Below are 18,685 nucleotides of genomic sequence, written 5' to 3'. Positions count from 1 at the left end.
TGTCGCGTTATGACGCATCTTCAGCAGACTGCTGGTTCAATGCCGGGCGGCCACCGCCGATGGCGATGCGCTGCGGCTGCAAGGCTTCCGGTACATCACGCACCAGATCGATGTGCAGCAGGCCATTTTCAAAATGGGCATCGGACACATGCAGGTGCTCGGCCAGCGTAAAGCCCAGAGTGAACGGTTTAAACACCAGCCCCTGATGCAGATATTCCACGGCTTTCTCGGACGGGGCCGGGCTACCTTTTACGGTCAGGCACGGGCCTTCTACTTCGATATCCAGATCGCTTTGCCGGAAACCTGCTAGCGCGAGCGTAATGCGGTAGTGGTTGTCGTCTTTCTTCTCGATATTATACGGAGGAAAATCAATCGGTTCCTGGCTGCCCTGCATTGAGCTAGCTAATTTGTCAAAACCGATCCACTGACGCAGTAAAGGTGATAAATCGTAGTTACGCATAATATGACTCCTTCTAAGAAGCGAGAGTAATGTGCCCCTGTGGGCATAGTTTATTCCAGCCACGGTTCAATAGCTGGCGTCGTCCCCATTCGGCAGACGGCGTGTTCATTCATGGCATTGCTGTTTCGGGCGATTCGCGTGATTTACTTGATTTCAATCCGACGCGGCTTCATCGCTTCCGGCACGATGCGTTCGAGATCGATATACAGCAGCCCGTTTTCCAGATTGGCGCCTTTTACCTGAATATGTTCGGCCAGCTGGAATTTACGCTCGAAATTGCGCTCGGCAATGCCCTGATACAGGTAGTTGCGGGCAACCTGCTCACCAGCGTGGGCACCTTTTACAATCAATAAGTTGTCGTGCGCGGTGATGTCCAGCTCCTGCTCGGCGAAACCGGCTACGGCAATCGCGATGCGGTATTGGTTCTCGTCAACCAGTTCGACGTTGTAGGGAGGATAGCCGCCGTTACTCTGGGTCTGACCGGTTTCTAATAAATTGAACAGGCGATCAAAACCAATAGCGGAACGATACAGTGGGGAAAAATCGGGGTTACGCATAAAACAGCCTCCTAAACATGCAGCGAGGATTTATTCTTTGCCTTCCTATAAAGGACAGGCTCACAGCCGGGACGGATACCCTGACGGCGTATCGTTTTCTTCCGGCTTGTAATCAATATGGTGACCCCCCTCAGACTTTCAAGAGGCAAAAAAGAAAAATCGCTACGTTTCATGCAATATTCACTAACACAGCGGGCGTTATCACATACACTCAAGATAAGCAGGCTCTGGAACCCGCTCTGGCAGCAGGTTCTTAATGGATAGGTAATATGACCTTACTGAAAAGTGCGTTGTTCTCTTTCATTATTACCGGTAGCGGCGCGGTAGCAACCAGCGGTTGCTCCAGCGTAATGACGCATACAGGAAGCGATCAGGGATACTATTCCGGCACTCGCGCCAGTGTGGATATGCTGCGTGACGACGATACCAGTTGGGCGATGATGCCGCTGGTCGCGATCGATTTGCCGTTCTCAGCGGTTACTGACACGCTGCTGCTGCCCTATGACTACTATCGTGCAGGCAGTGATAAGAGCAAGCTGTCGACGCGTGAACGCATTTCACATAGCGAAGAGCAAAACCAGACTGCCAGTTCACAGCTTGCCACTATGCCTAATAACAACACCATGCCACATAATCAGCTTTGACAGCACCGCGCTCGCCGTGAACCCGCGTAAACTCGCTACGCTGTAGTCATGATAACCAGCAGACCACAACAAAAAGCTGATTAAAACCGTCCATCTCCCGCATATACGCAATGTGTTTCCCATCAGGGGAAAAGACCACGGCATCCGCACTCGGTGCGCTGTCCGTTCGCGCCGTCAGTCGAACAAGTTCACCGCTTTTCGCATCACACAACATGATGCTGTTGTCGCACACAAATGCCAGAGAGCCGCCATCCGGGTGCCAGTTAAAGGCTGACTGTACGCCGTGTTCCGTGCGCGTTACCTGTCTTGGCTCACCACCATTCGGAGAAATCGTCCATAGCTGCACCACGCCAGCCTCGTCGCGCATCAGAAAAGCAATTTCACTGCCATCGGGCGAAACGCGTAGCCAGTGGCGCGGCTGATTTACCAATCCAGGATAACGACGCTGATGCGTAAAGGTTAACCGCCGCTGCTGCACGCCCGCTGGCGGCGCAGGCAGGGACGTTGCCGTCCCTGCTAATGGCGCATCCCCCTCTTTGGCGTAATCTTCCAGCGCGTCCGGCAAATCGACGATAAAGATCTCGGGGATGGTTGTTCCGTCCACTGCACGCGTGTCGCCGATAAACGCCAGTGCCCAGCGCTGCCGCGAACCGTCCTGTCGGATATAGCCCGTGGTTCCTACCCAGCCTTCTTCATAGGCGCGATTGATTTCATCACTGTCGGGCTGCGGCTGCAGCGTCGTTCTGCTGACCAGTACACAATAGTGGCTGCCGCCATATTCACGCGGGTGGTGTTTCTCAACGGCAACGCCCTGTAGCGGGACGGCCACACCCACATTGCGCAAGTTTAATGCCGGATCGCGCTCATGCAGCACATGGTCGTTATAGGTAAAGCTCAGACGGCTAGCATCTGGGCTGAAGACGTGGACATGCGTACCGCCGCGCAGCGCACCAGCCTGATAAGGCGGCGTAATAGAGAAGGCATCGAGCGTGATCGCCTCATCGCGCTGGCGATCTGCCACTATCGTTCCACGACGATGGTGAAAATCATACTGCCACTCGCTATCTGGATTTTCCGGCCCGTGAATAAAGACATAGCGCAGCGGTTCCTGCGGGCTACAGGTCACGACGCCCACGTGCGCACCCGCCGTCGCCCGATAAATCACCTCGGTTTTCAGGTTTTTCAGGTGTATGCGCTCAATGGTCAGCCCTGTGAATGAAGATCCATAGGGTCTTATGTCATAAACCAGCCACCTTCCATCACATGACCAGCAATTAATATTGGTAAGTTGATGACCTACAGCATTAAACGTTAGTTGAACCTCAACAGACAAGACATCACCCCAGTTATTCAATATCAGTCAATAGTTTGTAAATAAATTTCAGTTTTATGTATAACTTATTGTTTTTTATTTAAAAAAAACAAACAACATCAATAAATATCATTCAAAAAAATAGAAAGACTAACTCAATAACATCCGTTTTTTAATTCATTAGCATCGGCGTAACATTCTTCATATCGAAAGGGCAGCCCCCTTTCACCAATCAAATCAGAAAAGGATAAGACATCATGAAAAACGTAAAAACCATCGCCGCTGCTGTTGTTCTCGCTACCATGACTTTCGGTGCTTCTGCTGCTGAATATGTATCTCCTTCACAGGCACAGAACCTGGAAAAAGCGGGCGTCGTTACCGCTACCGCTCAAGACCTGAGCTCACTGCAATCTCAGCTCGCAGCGAAAGCAGAAAAAGCAGGCGCTAAAGCTTATACCATCACGTCTGCGACCGGTAACGATCAGCTGCGTGGCTCTGCAGTAATCTTCAACTAAGCGTTGTTGACCCCTATAGCTACCCTAGTCCGATAGCCATCATAGATAGACCAGTAAGACATCACGTATTACCCTCTTTCCGGCTTGCCTCCTCATCAGGGCAAGCCGGTTTTTTTATGACGAGCCGTCGCAAGCGACGTTGAAAAACGTTCCCTACGTTTTTTATGTGTGCTTTTGGTCAAAAGCCATTCTCGGCCGCCACGGTCGCAAACCATTCCCCGCTTTTCTTCACCGTGCGCGTCTGCGTCGCCAAATCCAGCTGTACAAAACCATAGCGATTCTTGTAGGCATTCGACCACGACCAGTTATCGATAAACGTCCACATGTGGTAGCCGAGGCAGTTGCTGCCTTCCGCGATGCCTTTGTGTACCTGCTTCAGGTGTTCGCGGACAAAATCGATGCGGTAGTCATCCTGAATCTGGCCGTTGGCATCGAAACGCTGTTCGTTCTCTACACCCATGCCATTTTCAGAAATGAAGCAGCGCGGATTGCCGTAATTCACCCGCAGGTTAGTCAGAATGTCATAGACGCCCGGTTCGTAAATTTCCCAACCGCGATACGGATTCATTTTCCGTCCCGGCATCTCGTAGCTGGCAAAGAACCATTCGGGCATAAACGGGCTATCGGGATTGACCAGACTGTCACGGCACTGAATACGGCGCGGCTGGTAATAGTTAATGCCCAGCAGATCGACAACACCGTCGGCCAGCAGCGCACGATCGTCAGGCTGACAGTTCGGCAGTTGGCCATATCGATGCAGCAGATCGACCAGTTCCTGCGGATATTCCCCCCTCAGGGCAGGATCGAGGAAACTGCGGTTAAACATCAGGTCGGCGATGTTGGCAGCGTTGACATCGGCTGGGTGTTGGGAGCGCGGATAGGAAGGCGTCAGGTTGAGGATGATGCCAATTTCCCCGCCCTGAGACTGTTCACGATAGGCTTTCACCGCCAGCGCGTGCGCCAGCATCGTGTGATACGCCACCATCGCGGCGCGTTTGAAATCCACCACGTTCGGGTAGTGGAAATCATACAGATACCCGCCTTCCACCGGCACCACTGGCTCATTGAACGTAAACCAATGTTTTACTCTGTCGCCAAACAGACGGAAGCAGGTCGCCGCATAACCCGCGTAGGCCACCACCACCGCCCGATTTTCCCAGCCGCCTAGCCGTTGCATCACCATCGGCATATCAAAATGGAACAGATTGATAAACGGCGTGATGCCCTGCGCCAGCATTTCATCAATGATCTGATTATAAAATGCGACCGCCTGCGGATTCGGCTCACCAACACCATCGGGAATCAGCCGCGCCCAAGAGATCGACGTTCGGAACGTGTTGTGATTCAGCGTTTTCAGCAGCGCGATATCTTCACGCCAGTGTTGATAAAACGTGGAGGTGTCCGCTGGCCCAACCTGCTGATGAAAGCGGCCAGGCTGCGTGGCAAACCACTCATCCCACACGGTAGCGCTTTTACCATAGCTGAGGCTTTCGCCTTCCGTTTGCGGTGCCGAGCTGGCGCTACCCCACCAAAAATTCGCGGGAAAGCGAAAATCGTTCTGAAGATGATCGTGCATACGTTCCTCTCTGCTTTACTCGTGTTTATGCGCTGGCGCTGGCTTCACCCGCCGCCTGCTGCTGTTTCTCCTGCTCCTGTTTGAGCAACGTGCGCTCATAAACTTTCAGGAACGGGTAGTACATCGCGGCCGACATCACCATGCAGAGCAGACACATGATCACTGGGCTGAAAGCCCAGTTCGCCGCCCATGATGCACCAATCGGCGCCGGCGTCGTCCACGGCGTCAGGGAAACCACCTGCGCGATCCAGCCGAGTTTCGTCGCCGTATAGGCAATAACGGCATTGACCATCGGCACGCAAATAAACGGCAGGAACAGCAGCGGATTCATGATGATCGGGGCACCGAACAGAATCGGCTCGTTGATGTTGAAAAAGCTCGGCACGACGCCCATGCGGCCAATCGTCCGCAGATGAACCGCGCGACTACGCAGCAACAAGAAGGCCAGCGGCAGTGTGGAACCGACCCCACCGATCAGCAGGTAGTGATCCCAGAAGCCCTGCAAATAAATATGCGGCAGGGGCGCGCCTGCCGAAAGCGCGGCCTGGTTCAGCGCCAGATTGGTCATCCAGAACGGATTCATAATTCCAGTGACGATCAGCGCACCGTGAATCCCGGCAAACCACAGAATCTGGCAAATGAATACCGAAATCAGGATCGCGGGCAGCGAATCCGATGCAGAAATCAGCGGTGCCAGCAGATGCATGATGGCTTCTGGGATAATCATGCCGGTCGCGGACTGGATGAACAGGTTAAACGGATGCAGCGTCGCGACGATCACCAACACCGGGATAAGAATCTCAAACGAACGCGCTACGCCGGTGGGTACTTCTTTCGGCAGGCGAATTGTGATGTTGCGCTTCTTCAGCCAGGCATACACTTCACCCGCATAAATTGCAGTCAGAATTGCGGTAAAAATCCCCTCACCGGAGAAGTACTGAGTTGAAATCTGCTTATCGTGATAAGGCGCGGCCACCAGCAAAAACGCCATCAGCGCCAGCAGGCCGGTCATGATCGGATCCAGTTTGTAATGCTTACCCAAGCTGGCACCAATCCCCACGGAGATAAAGAAGGTCATGACCCCCATACTGAGGTAGTACGGCAGCATCAGCTGTTCACGGTAGGCAACGGAGAAATCGAGCCACGCGCGAGCAAACCCCAACGTGGTATCCGGCGAGAACGGCGGGAAGATAAACACCAGCATAAATGAACCGATGATCATGAAAGGCAGCGCGGCGATGAAGCCATCACGAATCGCGATAATGTGGCGCTGTTGCCCTACCACACCTGCCAATGGGGTAATCTTTTGCTCGATGATATCGACCATCGACTGATAGAGGCCACTCATAGCGGTTGTCCTGATTTTTCGATCAGTGAAAATGCAAAATCCAGCACGTTGTCACCGCGCTGCATACCGTAATCCATCATATCTATCGCTGCCACTGGCACACCTTTTTCCTCAGCTTTTTCCTGGAATGACGCCAGCATATATTTCACCTGTGGCCCCAACAGCACAACGTCATACTTCCCGACTTGTTCGTCAAATTCATGGGCAGCATAGGCGGCAATCTCAACGTCCAGGCCACGTGCGCTGGCCGCCTCCTTCATCTTTCTCATTAAAAGGCTGGTAGACATCCCAGCGGAACAACAAAGCATGATCCTTTTCATTTTCAACACCCCGTCGTACGTCATGAATAAAAAGCGTCGTGAATAAACACATCCATTGGAAACACGTTCATGGAAACATCATCATTGGAAACAAAACGGAAACCGTTTTCCATGAAAAAAATCCAGATATGAGAATAGGTTCACGAAATGGTAGACATTGCCGGAAACAATGTGAGGTAGGTCATGTAAAACGTATTTCAGAGGTGAATGACGGGAAAAACGCACTATCGCCGCGCTTATTACGCTAAGTGTACTGATTTCAGGCATTTCTTCTTTTTGGCTATAAAAGCGACAAATTGAGATTTAAAAAGCCTTGCGCGCCCCTGCTATGTTTATCACCTGATGTTGAATTTTCTCGCTGCATTTTAATTTTTCGTTATAAGGGAGAGATCATAAACATGCCATTAATGATGAAACGATCGGTCAAGGAAGGACGTAGGAAACGCACGCCGTTATGGAGGAACGTGACGGCACAGCTACGCCGAATCCCGACGATTCTGGCTGCCAGCGCGGTGCTGTTCATGTCCACCGCTTACGCGCAGGACAGCGTACCCACGCAGCTTCGCGTTGGTTATCAGAAAGGCTCGGTCAGTCTGGTGCTGGCAAAATCACACCAACTGCTGGAAAAGCAGTTCCCCAATACCAAAATCAGCTGGATTGAATTCCCCGCCGGCCCGCAGATGCTGGAAGCGCTGAATGTTGGCAGCATCGATCTGGGCGGCACTGGCGATATCCCCCCTATTTTTGCTCAGGCCGCTGGAGCCGATCTGTTATATGTCGGCGTGGAGCCACCTAAACCACAGGCAGAAGTGATTCTGGTTCGAGAAAACAGCCCGGTGAAAACTGTCGCCGACCTAAAAGGTCGCAAAGTCGCCTTCCAGAAAGGCTCCAGCGCACACAACACGCTGCTACGAGCGCTGCAACGCGACGGGCTGAAATTCACCGATATCAAACCGACCTACCTGACCCCCGCGGACGCCCGCGCGGCATTCCAGCAAGGCAATGTCGATGCATGGGCAATCTGGGATCCCTACTATTCCGCCGCGTTACTGGAAGGCGGCGTCCGCGTGCTGGTCGATAGCAGCGGGCTGGAGAAAACCGGTTCCTTCTATCTGGCGGGTCGCCCCTACGTCGAAGCGCACGGCACCTTTATTCGTCAGGTACTGGACGAACTGACTAAGGCTGATGCCTTAACGATCAGCGACCGGGCGCAAAGCGTCACGCTGTTGGCAAACGCGGTAGGGCTGCCGGAAAAAGTGATTGAAACGGCACTCGATCATCGCCCACCAACCACCATAGAACCGCTGGATGCCGCCACGATCAAGGCACAGCAATCCACAGCCGACCTGTTTTATGAAAACCGTCTGGTACCGGTGAAGGTCAATATCGCGGAGCGCGTCTGGCATCCCCAAACGCCTTAACCCGCTTACCACACACATTTTGTTTACCCAAACAAGACTGTTCAAGGAGTTAATACCATGAGTCTTAACGTATTCTGGTTTCTGCCCACCCACGGGGACGGTCGCTATCTGGGTAGCACCGAGGGCGCACGTCATGTTGACTACAGCTATCTGCAACAGGTGGCGCAAGCCGCCGAACGACAAGGATTTGGCGGCGTGCTGCTGCCAACTGGCCGCTCCTGCGAAGATTCCTGGCTGGTCGCGGCATCGCTGATTCCAGTAACGCAGCGGCTAAAATTTCTCGTTGCCCTGCGCCCCGGTGTGATTTCCCCCACTATCGCCGCACGTCAGGCCGCCACGCTGGACAGGCTGTCTAACGGTCGGGCTCTGTTCAATCTGGTGACCGGCGGTGACCCGGAAGAGCTAGCCGCCGAAGGGCTGTTCCTCAGCCATGAAGAGCGCTACGAAGCCTCGGCGGAATTCACCCATATCTGGCGTAGGCTGCTGGAAGGTGAAACCGTTGATTTCGCGGGTAAACACATTCAGGTAAAAGACGCCAAACTGCTTTATCCGCCCGTGCAGCAACCGCGTCCGCCGCTCTATTTTGGCGGTTCCTCTGAGGCTGCGCAGGATCTGGCGGCAGAACAGGTCGATCTCTACCTGACATGGGGTGAACCACCTGAGCAGGTTAAAGAAAAGCTGGCGGAAGTCCGCGCTAAAGCGGCAGCGCAGGGGCGTGAGGTCCGCTTCGGTATTCGCCTGCACGTCATCGTGCGGGAAACCACCGAAGAAGCCTGGGAGGCTGCTGATCGATTGATTTCCCATCTGGATGAAAAAACTATCGCCGATGCACAGGCGGCGTTGGCGCGTTTCGACTCCGTCGGACAACAGCGCATGGCCGCTCTACACGGCGGCAAAAAGGACAATCTGGAGATTAGCCCGAACCTGTGGGCAGGCATCGGTCTGGTACGCGGCGGTGCAGGTACGGCACTGGTTGGCGATGGCCCGACGGTTGCCGAACGCATTAAGGAATACGCCGATCTCGGGATTGATACCTTTATCCTGTCTGGCTATCCGCATCTGGAAGAGGCCTACCGCGTGGGTGAGCTGCTGTTCCCGCACCTCGATCTGGCGCAACAGCCCACGCCGCTGCATGCCGTGAGCAATGCGGGAGAAGTGGTGGCAAACCGCTATGTGCCGCGCAAAGTCTCGCAAAGCTGAGGAACCGATCATGGCAAGAACGCTCTCTTCACTGGCACAGCGGTTGGCACCTTTTCTGCTCCCCGTAACGCTGCTGGTCGCGTGGCAGATCTCCGTCGAGTTCGGCTGGCTATCCAACCGGATTCTGCCTGCGCCCAGTTCGGTAATTACCGCAGGGTGGTCGCTCATCTATAGCGGCGAGCTTTGGCAGCATCTGGCTATCAGCGGCTGGCGCGCGCTGATCGGGTTTGCTATCGGCGGCAGTATCGGACTGGTGCTCGGCTTTATCACTGGGCTGTCGCGCTGGGGAGAACGCTTGCTGGACAGTTCAGTGCAGATGATTCGCAACGTTCCTCATCTGGCACTGATTCCGCTGGTGATTCTGTGGTTTGGCATTGATGAGGCGGCCAAAATCTTTCTGGTCGCACTGGGTACGCTGTTCCCGGTTTATCTCAACACCTATCACGGTATTAAAAATATCGATCGCGGCCTGCTGGAAATGGCGCGCAGTTACGGGCTGTCCGGCATTAGCCTGTTCTATCAGGTGGTGCTGCCCAGCGCACTGCCGTCCATCATGGTCGGTATCCGTTTTGCGTTGGGCTTTATGTGGCTGACGCTGATCGTCGCGGAAACCATTTCTGCCAACTCCGGCATTGGCTACCTCGCCATGAACGCCCGCGAGTTCCTGCAAACGGACGTGGTGGTGGTTGCCATCATCCTTTACGCCCTACTCGGCAAGCTGGCTGATGTCAGCGCTCAGGGGCTGGAGCGCATTTGGCTGCGCTGGAATCCGGCTTATCAAACCTCATCGGGGGACGCATCATGACCGCTTTTACCGATTCTATAACGCACGCGCATTCGCCGTCGCCGCTCACCAAAGGGACGCCGTTGGCGCTGGATGCCATCACCAAGCACTACGGCCACCGCACCGTACTGAATGACGTGCAGTTACGCATTCCTTCTGGGCAGTTTGTCGCCATCGTCGGCCGCAGCGGCTGCGGCAAAAGCACCCTGCTACGCCTGCTCGCGGGGCTGGAAGCCGCCAGCAGCGGTGAACTACTGACCGGCACTGCACCGCTCAGCAGCGCGAAAGACGACACGCGGCTGATGTTTCAGGAAGCGCGACTGCTGCCGTGGAAAAAGGTGATCGATAATGTCGGGCTGGGGCTGCGCGGCAACTGGCGTGAGAAAGCGCAGGATGCGTTGACCTCTGTCGGGCTGGCGGATCGCGCTAACGACTGGCCAGCAGCGCTGTCTGGTGGTCAGAAACAGCGCGTTGCGCTGGCACGTGCGCTCATTCACCATCCACGCCTGCTGCTATTGGATGAACCGCTGGGGGCGCTGGATGCCTTGACCCGCATCGAGATGCAAAGCCTGATCGAAAATATCTGGCTCCAGCACGGTTTTACCGTACTGCTGGTCACGCACGATGTCTCCGAAGCCATTGCGCTGGCCGACAGGGTTATTCTGATCGAAGAAGGACGCGTGGGGCTGGATATCACGGTTGATTTGCCACGACCACGACGCCGTGGATCGGCAAAGCTGGCGGAACTGGAAGCCCTCGTGCTGGAACGCGTGCTGGCACCGACCTCATCCCCCTTACCTCAGCAAGCCGCAATATAGTCTGAATTCTGGCGAGCGAGACTGTGCATCTTATCGCCAGAATTAACATCAAAAATACTGATAGACATTCTCAAAACACTCCGTTTTATCTCCCCGCAGCATCAGCGTAGTATCCTCTTCATCGAAAGGGAATAACCTTTCACTCCAAACAACATTGAACAGGATACATCACATGAAAAACGTAAAATTCTTCGCCGCTGCTGTCGTACTTTCTACTCTGTCTTTCGGTGCTTTCGCGGCTGATCAAGTGTCTTCACAACAGGCGCAGAATCTGGAAAAAGTCGGCGTAGTCACCGCGACTGCACACAGCCTGGATTCACTGCAAGCACAGTTAGCTCAGAAAGCAGAAAAAGCGGGTGCAGGTGCCTTCACCATCACGTCTGCAACCGGTGACAACCAACTGCGCGGCACCGCCGTTATCTACAAATAATGTCTGTCGATAGACAATCAAAAAATTAAACGGACTTTCCTCACTCAAGAGGAAAGTCCGTTTTTTTATGGCTTTCGCCCGAACCCTACTGCACGCAAGTGACGAGAGTTATCCTACACGCTTCACTTCACCCACCAGCAAGATGTAAGACAGTGCGCCGACCAGCGCCACGCCAGCAATGTAGGTCAGTGCGGGAGCAAAACCGTAATCCTGCGCCAGATAGCCAATAATCAATGGCACCGTGATACCGCCCAGGCCACCGACAAAGTTGAATACCCCGCCCGTCAGGCCAATCAGACGAATGGGAGCCAGTGACGACACCAGCGACCAGGTGATGGATGCAAAGCCATTGCCAAAGAACGCCACAGCCATCAGGGTCATAATCCATACCGGATCGTTCGTGTAGTTCGCTCCCATGATGCAGGTTGAAATCAACAGGCCACAGATAATCGGCGTTTTACGCGCCAGACCAATCGATTTTCCGCTACGCACCAGACGGTCCGCTACAAATCCAGACAGCAGTACGCCAACGAACGCCGCCAGGAAAGGTACCGTCGTCATAAAGCCAGCTGTCAGTGCGCTAATATGTTTTTCTTGCGTCAGGTAGTTAGGGAACCACGTCAGGAAGAACCACAGCGTAGAGGTCACGGCAAACTGCCCGATATATACGCCCACCAGTTTGCGGTTGAACACCAGTTTCCAGTCAGCAGCCGTCAATGGCGTGCGTGTTTTTTTGTCGCTCGGCGCATCACCATCGACAATACCGCCGCCTTCAGCAATGTAATCCAGCTCAGCCTGATTGATACCTTTACTTTTCTTCGGTGGCTGATAAACAAAATGCCAGATAGTTGCCCAAACAATACCGATACCACCAGTGACAATGAACACCCAGTGCCAACTCAGAATTTCCTGCAACCAGATTAGCAATGGCGTAAGGAATGCCAGACCAACAAACTGCCCTGACGTATAAAATCCAACGGCAGAAGCACGTTCTTGCTCAGGGAACCAACTGGTCACCATACGGTTATTCGTCGGAAACGCAGGCGCTTCAAACAACCCAGTCACGGCACGTAAACCAATCAACGATGCCAGACCTGTAGCGAAACCTTGCAGTAACGTGGCAATTGACCATCCCATGATGGCGATAAAGTAGGTGGCCTTTGAACCGACGCGGTCAAGGAACCAGCCACCGGGTATTTGGCATAACGTATAAGTCCAGGCAAACGCGGAAAAGATATAGCCCATTTGTGTTTTTGTAATGCCGAACTCTTCCTGAATATGTGCCGATGCCACAGCCAGGTTGGCGCGATCCACATAGCAGATGACGACCGTAATAAAAATCATCAGCAGAGTGAAATAACGCCGTTTTGTAGGACGGGTAGTTAATGTCATATCCATCTTATGTTCCTGTTATTTATTAAACGAGCTACCATATTTATTGCCCGCTATTTTTAATGTTCAACAACACCAGCAGTTGGTATGCTTTATTTTTTCTAATGAAATAAATAACTGCTCCCGCTCACTATATTTCCCTATTTATAATGGCGTTTTATTTTAATAATCCCGGTGGTGGCGTACTCATGATAAGTGGAAGATTACATTCCCCGACCCAGAAAAAATAAACAGTAATCCCTCACGAAATAATCGATTTCGTGATAATCCATGACTGTTCTATTCCATTGTGCCGGGGAAATGCGTTATGTATTATCGGTTATTCAACACCCATGCAGCTTGAGGTATGACGGGTATTACCACTCGGCGACAGCACCGTCAGGATAACGCCACACCGGGTTACGCCAGTCTGGCGCATTTTTACTACGTTCGATAACCAGCTCTTCATTAATTTCCACGCCGAGGCCCGGTTTATTTAATGGATAGAAATGGCCATCAGTCATAGCAAAGTCTTCTTTATTAATGACGTAGTCCAACAGCTCGGCACCTTTATTATAATGAATGCCCATACTTTGCTCCTGCAATACGGCATTACGCGCAACAAAGTCGAGATGCAAACAGGAAGCCAGTGCAATTGGGCCTAATGGACAGTGTGGTGCCAGCGCGACATCGTAGGCTTCCGCCATTGCAGCAATTTTAAAGCACTCGGTAATACCGCCCGCGTGCGACAGGTCAGGCTGAATAATTGCCAGTCCGCCGTCCGCCAGTACGCGTTTGAAATCAAAGCGTGAGAACATGCGCTCGCCCGCTGCAATCGGCAGGTGAGTTTGTGCAGCCAGACGAGGATAGTATTCCGCCTGTTCAGCCAGCACCGGCTCTTCAATAAACAGTGGACGGTACGGTTCTAACTCTTTGATCAGGATCTTCGCCATCGGCGCATCGACACGACCGTGGAAATCCAGACCGAACTCAATGCTGTTACCAAAGGCTTCGCGAATTTCAGCAACCACGGCCACCGCAGCATCTACTTTGCGCGAGTTATCAATGATGCCCATCTCTTCACAGCCGTTCAGCTTGAAGGTATCGAAGCCAATTTCGGTCAGCTTCTTAATGCCAGCAATCACTTCGGAAGGACGATCGCCGCCGACCCAGCTGTAGGCCTTGATCTTATCGCGCACCAACCCGCCCAGTAACTGATAAACCGGTACACCCAGCGCCTTGCCTTTGATGTCCCACAATGCCTGATCAATACCGGCAATGGCGCTCATCAGGATCGGGCCGCCACGGTAGAAGCCCGCGCGGTATAACACCTGCCAGATATCGTTGATACGTGCCGGGTCTTGCCCAATCAGATAGTCAGACAGCTCGTGAACGGCGGCTTCAACGGTGCGTGCGCGGCCTTCGATAACCGGTTCGCCCCAGCCGACAATGCCTTCATCGGTTTCAATCTTCAGAAACATCCAGCGTGGCGGCAGCCGATACGTGGTGATTTTGGTAATTTTCATTGAACAGCGTCCTTATAGGCGTTAACAAATGCATGTGCTTTTTGCGCGGTAACGTCAACCGACTGACCGGCTCGATACAGATCGCTGCCTAACCCGGCACCGATGCAGCCCGCACTAAGATAATCCTTCAGGTTTTCTGGCGTGACGCCACCGACGGCAAAGACGGGAACGTCCTTTGGCAATACCGCTTTCAGCGCTTTGATGTAGTCCGGTCCAAACGCCGATGACGGGAAAATTTTCAGAGATTGCGCACCCGCATCCAGCGCCGTGAAGGCTTCCGTCGCGGTGGCACAGCCTGGGCACACCGTCATGCCGTAACCCACCGCCCGACGAATCACCTCGGGAGAGATATTGGGGGTGACCACTAACTTGCTGCCAATTGCCTGTAACTTGTCGACATATTCGGCTTTCAGTACCGTCCCTGCGCCAATCAGGGCGCGATCGCCAAAATGTTCCACCGCCAGTTGAATACTGTCATACGGGTTCGGCGAATTCAGCGGGATCTCTACCGCATCGAATCCGGCATCCAGTAGCGCCGCGATATGTTCCAGCACCTCATCCGGCGTGATACCGCGCAGAATCGCAATCAAGGGAAGATTAGTATTCCAACTCATTAACAATGCTCCTTATTCCTGCCTGAAAAGCCCGATCGCCGTCCAGCTGCTGCCAGCGCAATCCAGCTTGTTGTAATGCTTTTTCGTAGCGCGCTGTCAGCGCAGGGGAGCCGATTAATGTGATGGTGTCTCCCGCCGCCACCTGATAGTGGCGCTGCATTTGTGAGACTTCGTTGCCAATCAGCAGCCCGGACAGCCAGTCGCTAACGGCGCTTTTATCCAGACGCCCCAGCACATGCGCCGCACGGGTTTCAAACAGGCAGCGGATAATGTTGTCGTCGGTAAAGCCTAGTTCCAGCCCTTGCTGGAAAGCATCGGGAGACGGCTGCTGTTCGGTCAGCCCCACGCCGATTAACGACTGCGTCATCAGCAGGTGGTGCAGTTCACCAGTCATCACCGTGCGGAAATCCAGCACGGTGCTGTCATCGGCCCGCACCCATTTCGAGTGGGTTCCCGGCATCAAATACAGAGAGGAAGGACATTCGCTATACGCACCAATCAACTGGGTTTCTTCACCACGAATCACATTGCAGTTATCGTCCTGCGCAATGCTCAACCCCGGCACAATCCAGGCGGCCAGCGGCTGGGCTTCTTCCACGCGCGTCAGCCGATGGGCGACTTCAGTCAGGCGGGTTGGACATGCCAGATAAGGCACGGAAAGCCAGCCCGCATTGCTGCCGATCATGCCCGCCATCACGACAGGCACATTGTGCTGCTGCCACGGCGCAACGATCTGCTGAAAAACCTGCTGCGGCGTCTGGCCGTTCAAACGCGTGACGCCCGCTTCAGATTTCACGCTGTCGATACAGACGCCATCCAGATGCAGCCACGCCCGTAGGTTGGTCGAACCCCAGTCAACGGCGATATAGCTTTCACTCATGTAATGTCCTTTAACCGTTTGGTCGAGCTGGCAATCATGGTCAACGCCGCCCGCTCTGCTGCTTCAATATCCTGATGCCGAATGGCATCGTAGAGATCCTGATGCTCACGCAATGTCCGTGGCATGTTGTCGTCGTCCGGCATATAGGTGCGTTCAAACACCGCACGCTGCAACGAACTTATCGCAACACTCAACTGCTGTAGCACGGGATTGTGCACCGCCGCCAACACCGCCTCATGAAAACGAATATCCGCTTCATTGAACGCATCACGATTCTGATGGTTGGAAATCATGTCGTTCAGCGCCGCTTCAATCACCGCCAGCTCGCTTGAAGTCGCGCGTTCTGCGGCCCAGCGAGCAATCGTCGGCTCCACCAGATTACGCACCTCGCTCATCGCACTGATCAGACGTGGGTCGTAGTCGCTTGCCAGAACCCATTGCAGAACGTCGGTATCCAGGTAATTCCACTGATTACGCGCAGCCACGAACGCGCCGCGATACCGCTTCACTTCCACCAGCCTTTTCGCCATCAGCGCTCTGAACACTTCACGAATGATGTTGCGCGAGGTCTGAAATTCTTCACACAGCTCAGCTTCTGCGGGTAACGGCATACCCGGAGCGTATTTACCACCAACGATCTGTTGGCCAATATCCAGAATGATGCGGTCGGTTTTGCTTAATTCCTGCTTATTCATCATCACCTCAACGAGACAAAACGGATTGATATCACTGCACTTACTTTACCCGCCATGCCGCCTGACGTCGTCGAACTGTTGCACAATAACCGCATCATTCCCTCTTTTCTTGGCTTGATTGTAGTACCATTAATACGTGTTGTACTACAATCTGGATCACAAAACGGACAATAAATACAATTTGGCAACATCCTGTGTTACCGGATTTCAACATCAGAGGAATTGAGCGCTCGAGGCGGGAAGGCGACAAAAGCACGCCAGCAGCATTGATAGGGAAAGAAAGAAAGAAAGAAAGAAAGAAAGCAGAGAGATCAGAAGAAAAAGAATGACGGTTCAAACCCTACGCAATGCGCATGTAACAGAACCGTCATTAATGGCAAATTCAGATAATGGCTAAGTGCCACCTACTCCAGAACAAAATGTCCCTCTCCGACCTGCTTATAGCTGCGTGCCGGAGGATGGAAATCGGGGGCGCGTACCGGGCTGCGCAGTTCATCATTGGTGATATTACGCACCGGACGGGTGTCCGGGTCAGGTACAGGCACCGCAGAAATCAGACGCCGAGTGTAGTCATGCTGCGGATTGTCGAAGATCGCCGAACGTGGGCCGATCTCCACGATTTCACCGAGATACATCACCGCTACGCGGTGGCTGATACGTTCGACAACCGCCATATCGTGCGAGATAAACAGGAATGACAGCCCGAGCTTCTGCTGGAGATCCAGCATCAGGTTGATCACTTGCGCCTTGACGGACACATCCAACGCCGACACCGACTCATCGGCAATAATCACTTTCGGCTCCAGCGCCAGTGCGCGGGCAATACATACGCGCTGCCGCTGCCCACCAGAGAACTGATGCGGGAAACGCGTAGCCATATCGCCGGATAAACCCACCTGTTCAAGCAGTGCACTTACCCGCGCATTCACATTCTGTCGGGTCGCCAGCCCGTGCAGCAGCATCGGTTCGGCAATCGCTTCCCCTATCCGCATACGCGGATTCAGGCTTTCATACGGATCCTGAAACACCATCTGAATCTGTCGCCGCGAATCGATCAGCGCATGCTTATCCGCCGTCAGGATATTTCTCCCCAGAAGCTGAATATCACCGCTGACCGCGTCGTTGAGACGAATAATCGACCGACCGGTGGTGGATTTACCACAGCCCGATTCGCCAACCAGCGCAAGCGTTTCTCCCGGCCAGAGATCGAACGAGACATTCTCCACCGCGTGAACCCGCCCAGACAGCCGACGGAAAAAACCTGATCGGATATCAAATCGGGTGACCAGATTTTTTACCGTCAGCACCGGTTCCTCGCCCGACACGGTATTCACCGCATCCGGTACTGGCTGGCGCTCGCCCGTCTTGAGATCCACCAGCGGAAAGCGCTGCGGCCATGCGCTGCCGGACATCGAACCGAGCTTAGGCACGGCAGACAGCAGCATGCGGGTATAGGGCTGTTGCGGATGATGAAAGATTTCCCGCGTAACGGCATTTTCTACCATTTCGCCTTGATACATCACCAGAGTGCGGTCAGAGACTTCCGCCACTACGCCCATATCGTGGGTAATAAATAGCACCGACATCCCTTCTTCTTCCTGAAGGGTTTTTATCAGCGTCAGAATTTGTGCCTGAATGGTGACGTCCAGCGCCGTTGTCGGTTCGTCGGCGATCAACAGCTTCGGGTGACAGGCCAGCGCTATGGCAATCACCACGCGCTGGCGCATGCCGCCGGAGAAACTTTGCGGGTATTCGTTCAACCGTGATTTCGCCGCCGGAATACGTACTTTTTCCAGCAACCGTATCGCTTCGGCACGCGCTTCGGCTTTCCCCATGCCGCGATGGCGGCGCAGCACTTCCGTAATCTGGTAGCCAATCGGCAAAACCGGATTCAGGCTGGTCATCGGCTCCTGAAAAATCATGCCGATGCGATTGCCGCGCACATCCTGCATCGCTTTATTCGGGAGCGACAGCAGTTCAGTATCACCGAAATAAATTTGCCCCTCAGTCCGGCTTTGACCGGGCGGCAGCAAGCGCATGATCGATTTCGCCATCACGCTTTTACCTGAGCCGGATTCCCCCACCACGGCGACCGTCTCTTTCTCGCCAATCGTGAAGGATAAATCCCGCACCACGTTCATCCACTCACCGTTCACCTGAAAAGCAGTAGTCAGATGTGAAACGGACATAATCGGCGCTGTCATGTGTTCGTTA

At 53.7% G+C, this 18,685-nt stretch carries 19 protein-coding genes; 7 read left to right on the top strand and 12 right to left on the bottom strand.

Annotated elements, in window-relative coordinates:
* Positions 1 to 7: 7 nt before the first annotated feature.
* Together ibpB and ibpA are read right to left on the bottom strand one after the other, a co-directional pair.
* The gene (gene ibpB / locus DUT67_RS00190; protein ID WP_113632597.1) at positions 8 to 460 is read right to left on the bottom strand and encodes a small heat shock chaperone IbpB; all 453 of its coding nucleotides are present in this window, start codon (positions 458 to 460) and stop codon (positions 8 to 10) included.
* Between the two features lie 143 nt (positions 461 to 603).
* A complete protein-coding gene (ibpA, locus tag DUT67_RS00185) occupies positions 604 to 1,017 on the bottom strand; it encodes a small heat shock chaperone IbpA (protein ID WP_005976748.1) in 414 nt (137 codons plus the stop codon).
* Between the two features lie 269 nt (positions 1,018 to 1,286).
* Here ibpA and DUT67_RS00180 point away from each other — a divergent pair, with 269 nt between their 5' ends.
* The gene (locus tag DUT67_RS00180; RefSeq protein ID WP_113632599.1) at positions 1,287 to 1,661 is read left to right on the top strand and encodes a YceK/YidQ family lipoprotein; all 375 of its coding nucleotides are present in this window, start codon (positions 1,287 to 1,289) and stop codon (positions 1,659 to 1,661) included.
* A 46-nt stretch (positions 1,662 to 1,707) separates the two neighbouring features.
* Here DUT67_RS00180 and DUT67_RS00175 read toward each other — a convergent pair whose 3' ends face one another.
* A complete protein-coding gene (locus DUT67_RS00175) occupies positions 1,708 to 2,994 on the bottom strand; it encodes a DUF3748 domain-containing protein (protein WP_189339532.1) in 1,287 nt (428 codons plus the stop codon).
* Between the two features lie 236 nt (positions 2,995 to 3,230).
* Here DUT67_RS00175 and DUT67_RS00170 point away from each other — a divergent pair, with 236 nt between their 5' ends.
* Positions 3,231 to 3,488, top strand: a complete 258-nt coding sequence (locus DUT67_RS00170; protein WP_011095866.1) for a YdgH/BhsA/McbA-like domain containing protein — start codon at positions 3,231 to 3,233, stop codon at positions 3,486 to 3,488.
* A gap of 178 nt (positions 3,489 to 3,666) precedes the next feature.
* Here DUT67_RS00170 and DUT67_RS00165 read toward each other — a convergent pair whose 3' ends face one another.
* Genes DUT67_RS00165 through DUT67_RS00155 form a run of 3 tightly spaced genes read right to left on the bottom strand, consistent with a single transcriptional unit; the run spans position 3,667 to position 6,732 of the window.
* Positions 3,667 to 5,064, bottom strand: a complete 1,398-nt coding sequence (locus tag DUT67_RS00165) for a glycoside hydrolase family 1 protein (RefSeq protein WP_113632601.1) — start codon at positions 5,062 to 5,064, stop codon at positions 3,667 to 3,669.
* A gap of 25 nt (positions 5,065 to 5,089) precedes the next feature.
* The gene (locus DUT67_RS00160) at positions 5,090 to 6,412 is read right to left on the bottom strand and encodes a PTS cellobiose transporter subunit IIC (protein WP_011095868.1); all 1,323 of its coding nucleotides are present in this window, start codon (positions 6,410 to 6,412) and stop codon (positions 5,090 to 5,092) included.
* The gene (locus tag DUT67_RS00155; protein WP_072062079.1) at positions 6,409 to 6,732 is read right to left on the bottom strand and encodes a PTS sugar transporter subunit IIB; all 324 of its coding nucleotides are present in this window, start codon (positions 6,730 to 6,732) and stop codon (positions 6,409 to 6,411) included. Before DUT67_RS00155 ends, DUT67_RS00160 begins: the two co-directional genes overlap by 4 nt.
* Before the next feature lie 398 nt (positions 6,733 to 7,130).
* On the opposite strand from DUT67_RS00155, the gene DUT67_RS00150 reads away from it, so the two are divergent.
* From DUT67_RS00150 to DUT67_RS00130, 5 genes are all read left to right on the top strand, one after another.
* The gene (locus tag DUT67_RS00150) at positions 7,131 to 8,153 is read left to right on the top strand and encodes a sulfonate ABC transporter substrate-binding protein (protein ID WP_113632602.1); all 1,023 of its coding nucleotides are present in this window, start codon (positions 7,131 to 7,133) and stop codon (positions 8,151 to 8,153) included.
* A 57-nt stretch (positions 8,154 to 8,210) separates the two neighbouring features.
* Entirely contained in the window at positions 8,211 to 9,353 is a 1,143-nt protein-coding gene (gene ssuD, locus DUT67_RS00145; protein WP_113632603.1) for an FMNH2-dependent alkanesulfonate monooxygenase, read from the top strand.
* Positions 9,354 to 9,363: 10 nt separating this feature from the next.
* On the top strand, positions 9,364 to 10,158 hold the full coding sequence (gene ssuC, locus DUT67_RS00140) for an aliphatic sulfonate ABC transporter permease SsuC (RefSeq protein WP_113632604.1): 795 nt from the start codon (positions 9,364 to 9,366) through the stop codon (positions 10,156 to 10,158).
* The gene (ssuB, locus tag DUT67_RS00135) at positions 10,155 to 10,955 is read left to right on the top strand and encodes an aliphatic sulfonates ABC transporter ATP-binding protein (protein ID WP_113627123.1); all 801 of its coding nucleotides are present in this window, start codon (positions 10,155 to 10,157) and stop codon (positions 10,953 to 10,955) included. Before ssuC ends, ssuB begins: the two co-directional genes overlap by 4 nt.
* Positions 10,956 to 11,127: 172 nt before the next feature.
* Positions 11,128 to 11,385: a YdgH/BhsA/McbA-like domain containing protein gene (locus tag DUT67_RS00130; RefSeq protein WP_113627124.1), complete on the top strand. Its 258-nt coding sequence runs from the start codon at positions 11,128 to 11,130 to the stop codon at positions 11,383 to 11,385.
* A 108-nt stretch (positions 11,386 to 11,493) separates the two neighbouring features.
* Here the strand turns inward: DUT67_RS00130 and DUT67_RS00125 are convergent, their stop codons facing one another.
* The 6 genes from DUT67_RS00125 to DUT67_RS00100 all read right to left on the bottom strand — a co-directional run bounded on the left by DUT67_RS00125 (position 11,494) and on the right by DUT67_RS00100 (position 18,675).
* Positions 11,494 to 12,783: an MFS transporter gene (locus DUT67_RS00125; RefSeq protein WP_039294430.1), complete on the bottom strand. Its 1,290-nt coding sequence runs from the start codon at positions 12,781 to 12,783 to the stop codon at positions 11,494 to 11,496.
* Positions 12,784 to 13,133: 350 nt separating this feature from the next.
* Entirely contained in the window at positions 13,134 to 14,282 is a 1,149-nt protein-coding gene (gene dgoD, locus DUT67_RS00120) for a galactonate dehydratase (RefSeq protein WP_005976723.1), read from the bottom strand.
* Complete coding sequence (locus DUT67_RS00115) at positions 14,279 to 14,896, bottom strand: 2-dehydro-3-deoxy-6-phosphogalactonate aldolase (RefSeq protein WP_113627127.1); 618 nt, start codon at positions 14,894 to 14,896, stop codon at positions 14,279 to 14,281. The genes dgoD and DUT67_RS00115 overlap by 4 nt, the downstream gene beginning before the upstream one ends.
* Positions 14,880 to 15,776 carry a 2-dehydro-3-deoxygalactonokinase gene (locus DUT67_RS00110; protein WP_113632605.1) on the bottom strand — a complete coding sequence of 299 codons (897 nt, stop codon included), beginning with the start codon at positions 15,774 to 15,776 and terminating at the stop codon, positions 14,880 to 14,882. Before DUT67_RS00110 ends, DUT67_RS00115 begins: the two co-directional genes overlap by 17 nt.
* Positions 15,773 to 16,471 (bottom strand): D-galactonate utilization transcriptional regulator DgoR, encoded by a 699-nt coding sequence (dgoR, locus tag DUT67_RS00105; protein ID WP_048263276.1) that lies wholly within the window; start codon positions 16,469 to 16,471, stop codon positions 15,773 to 15,775. The genes DUT67_RS00110 and dgoR overlap by 4 nt, the downstream gene beginning before the upstream one ends.
* Positions 16,472 to 16,875: 404 nt before the next feature.
* Positions 16,876 to 18,675: an ABC transporter ATP-binding protein gene (locus DUT67_RS00100; RefSeq protein ID WP_113627129.1), complete on the bottom strand. Its 1,800-nt coding sequence runs from the start codon at positions 18,673 to 18,675 to the stop codon at positions 16,876 to 16,878.
* Between the last annotated feature and the right edge of the window lie 10 nt (positions 18,676 to 18,685).

The sequence above is a fragment of the Pectobacterium peruviense genome (assembly GCF_003312355.2).
Lineage (GTDB): Bacteria > Pseudomonadota > Gammaproteobacteria > Enterobacterales > Enterobacteriaceae > Pectobacterium > Pectobacterium peruviense.
The sequence above is the reverse complement of the archived record's forward strand: the minus strand, read 5'-3'. Positions and strand labels throughout refer to the sequence as shown.

Bases quoted from the DNA above. Each gene is read 5' to 3' on its own strand.
- DUT67_RS00180 (WP_113632599.1), top strand. From the start codon at position 1,287: ATGACCTTACTGAAAAGTGCGTTGTTCTCTTTCATTATTACCGGTAGC.
- DUT67_RS00110 (WP_113632605.1), bottom strand. From the start codon at position 15,776: ATGAGTGAAAGCTATATCGCCGTTGACTGGGGTTCGACCAACCTACGG.
- DUT67_RS00160 (WP_011095868.1), bottom strand. From the start codon at position 6,412: ATGAGTGGCCTCTATCAGTCGATGGTCGATATCATCGAGCAAAAGATT.
- DUT67_RS00150 (WP_113632602.1), top strand. From the start codon at position 7,131: ATGCCATTAATGATGAAACGATCGGTCAAGGAAGGACGTAGGAAACGC.
- ssuB (WP_113627123.1), top strand. From the start codon at position 10,155: ATGACCGCTTTTACCGATTCTATAACGCACGCGCATTCGCCGTCGCCG.
- DUT67_RS00165 (WP_113632601.1), bottom strand. From the start codon at position 5,064: ATGCACGATCATCTTCAGAACGATTTTCGCTTTCCCGCGAATTTTTGG.
- ssuC (WP_113632604.1), top strand. From the start codon at position 9,364: ATGGCAAGAACGCTCTCTTCACTGGCACAGCGGTTGGCACCTTTTCTG.
- DUT67_RS00170 (WP_011095866.1), top strand. From the start codon at position 3,231: ATGAAAAACGTAAAAACCATCGCCGCTGCTGTTGTTCTCGCTACCATG.
- ibpA (WP_005976748.1), bottom strand. From the start codon at position 1,017: ATGCGTAACCCCGATTTTTCCCCACTGTATCGTTCCGCTATTGGTTTT.
- ibpB (WP_113632597.1), bottom strand. From the start codon at position 460: ATGCGTAACTACGATTTATCACCTTTACTGCGTCAGTGGATCGGTTTT.
- DUT67_RS00115 (WP_113627127.1), bottom strand. From the start codon at position 14,896: ATGAGTTGGAATACTAATCTTCCCTTGATTGCGATTCTGCGCGGTATC.
- ssuD (WP_113632603.1), top strand. From the start codon at position 8,211: ATGAGTCTTAACGTATTCTGGTTTCTGCCCACCCACGGGGACGGTCGC.
- DUT67_RS00130 (WP_113627124.1), top strand. From the start codon at position 11,128: ATGAAAAACGTAAAATTCTTCGCCGCTGCTGTCGTACTTTCTACTCTG.
- dgoR (WP_048263276.1), bottom strand. From the start codon at position 16,471: ATGAATAAGCAGGAATTAAGCAAAACCGACCGCATCATTCTGGATATT.
- DUT67_RS00125 (WP_039294430.1), bottom strand. From the start codon at position 12,783: ATGGATATGACATTAACTACCCGTCCTACAAAACGGCGTTATTTCACT.
- dgoD (WP_005976723.1), bottom strand. From the start codon at position 14,282: ATGAAAATTACCAAAATCACCACGTATCGGCTGCCGCCACGCTGGATG.
- DUT67_RS00100 (WP_113627129.1), bottom strand. From the start codon at position 18,675: ATGACAGCGCCGATTATGTCCGTTTCACATCTGACTACTGCTTTTCAG.
- DUT67_RS00155 (WP_072062079.1), bottom strand. From the start codon at position 6,732: ATGAAAAGGATCATGCTTTGTTGTTCCGCTGGGATGTCTACCAGCCTT.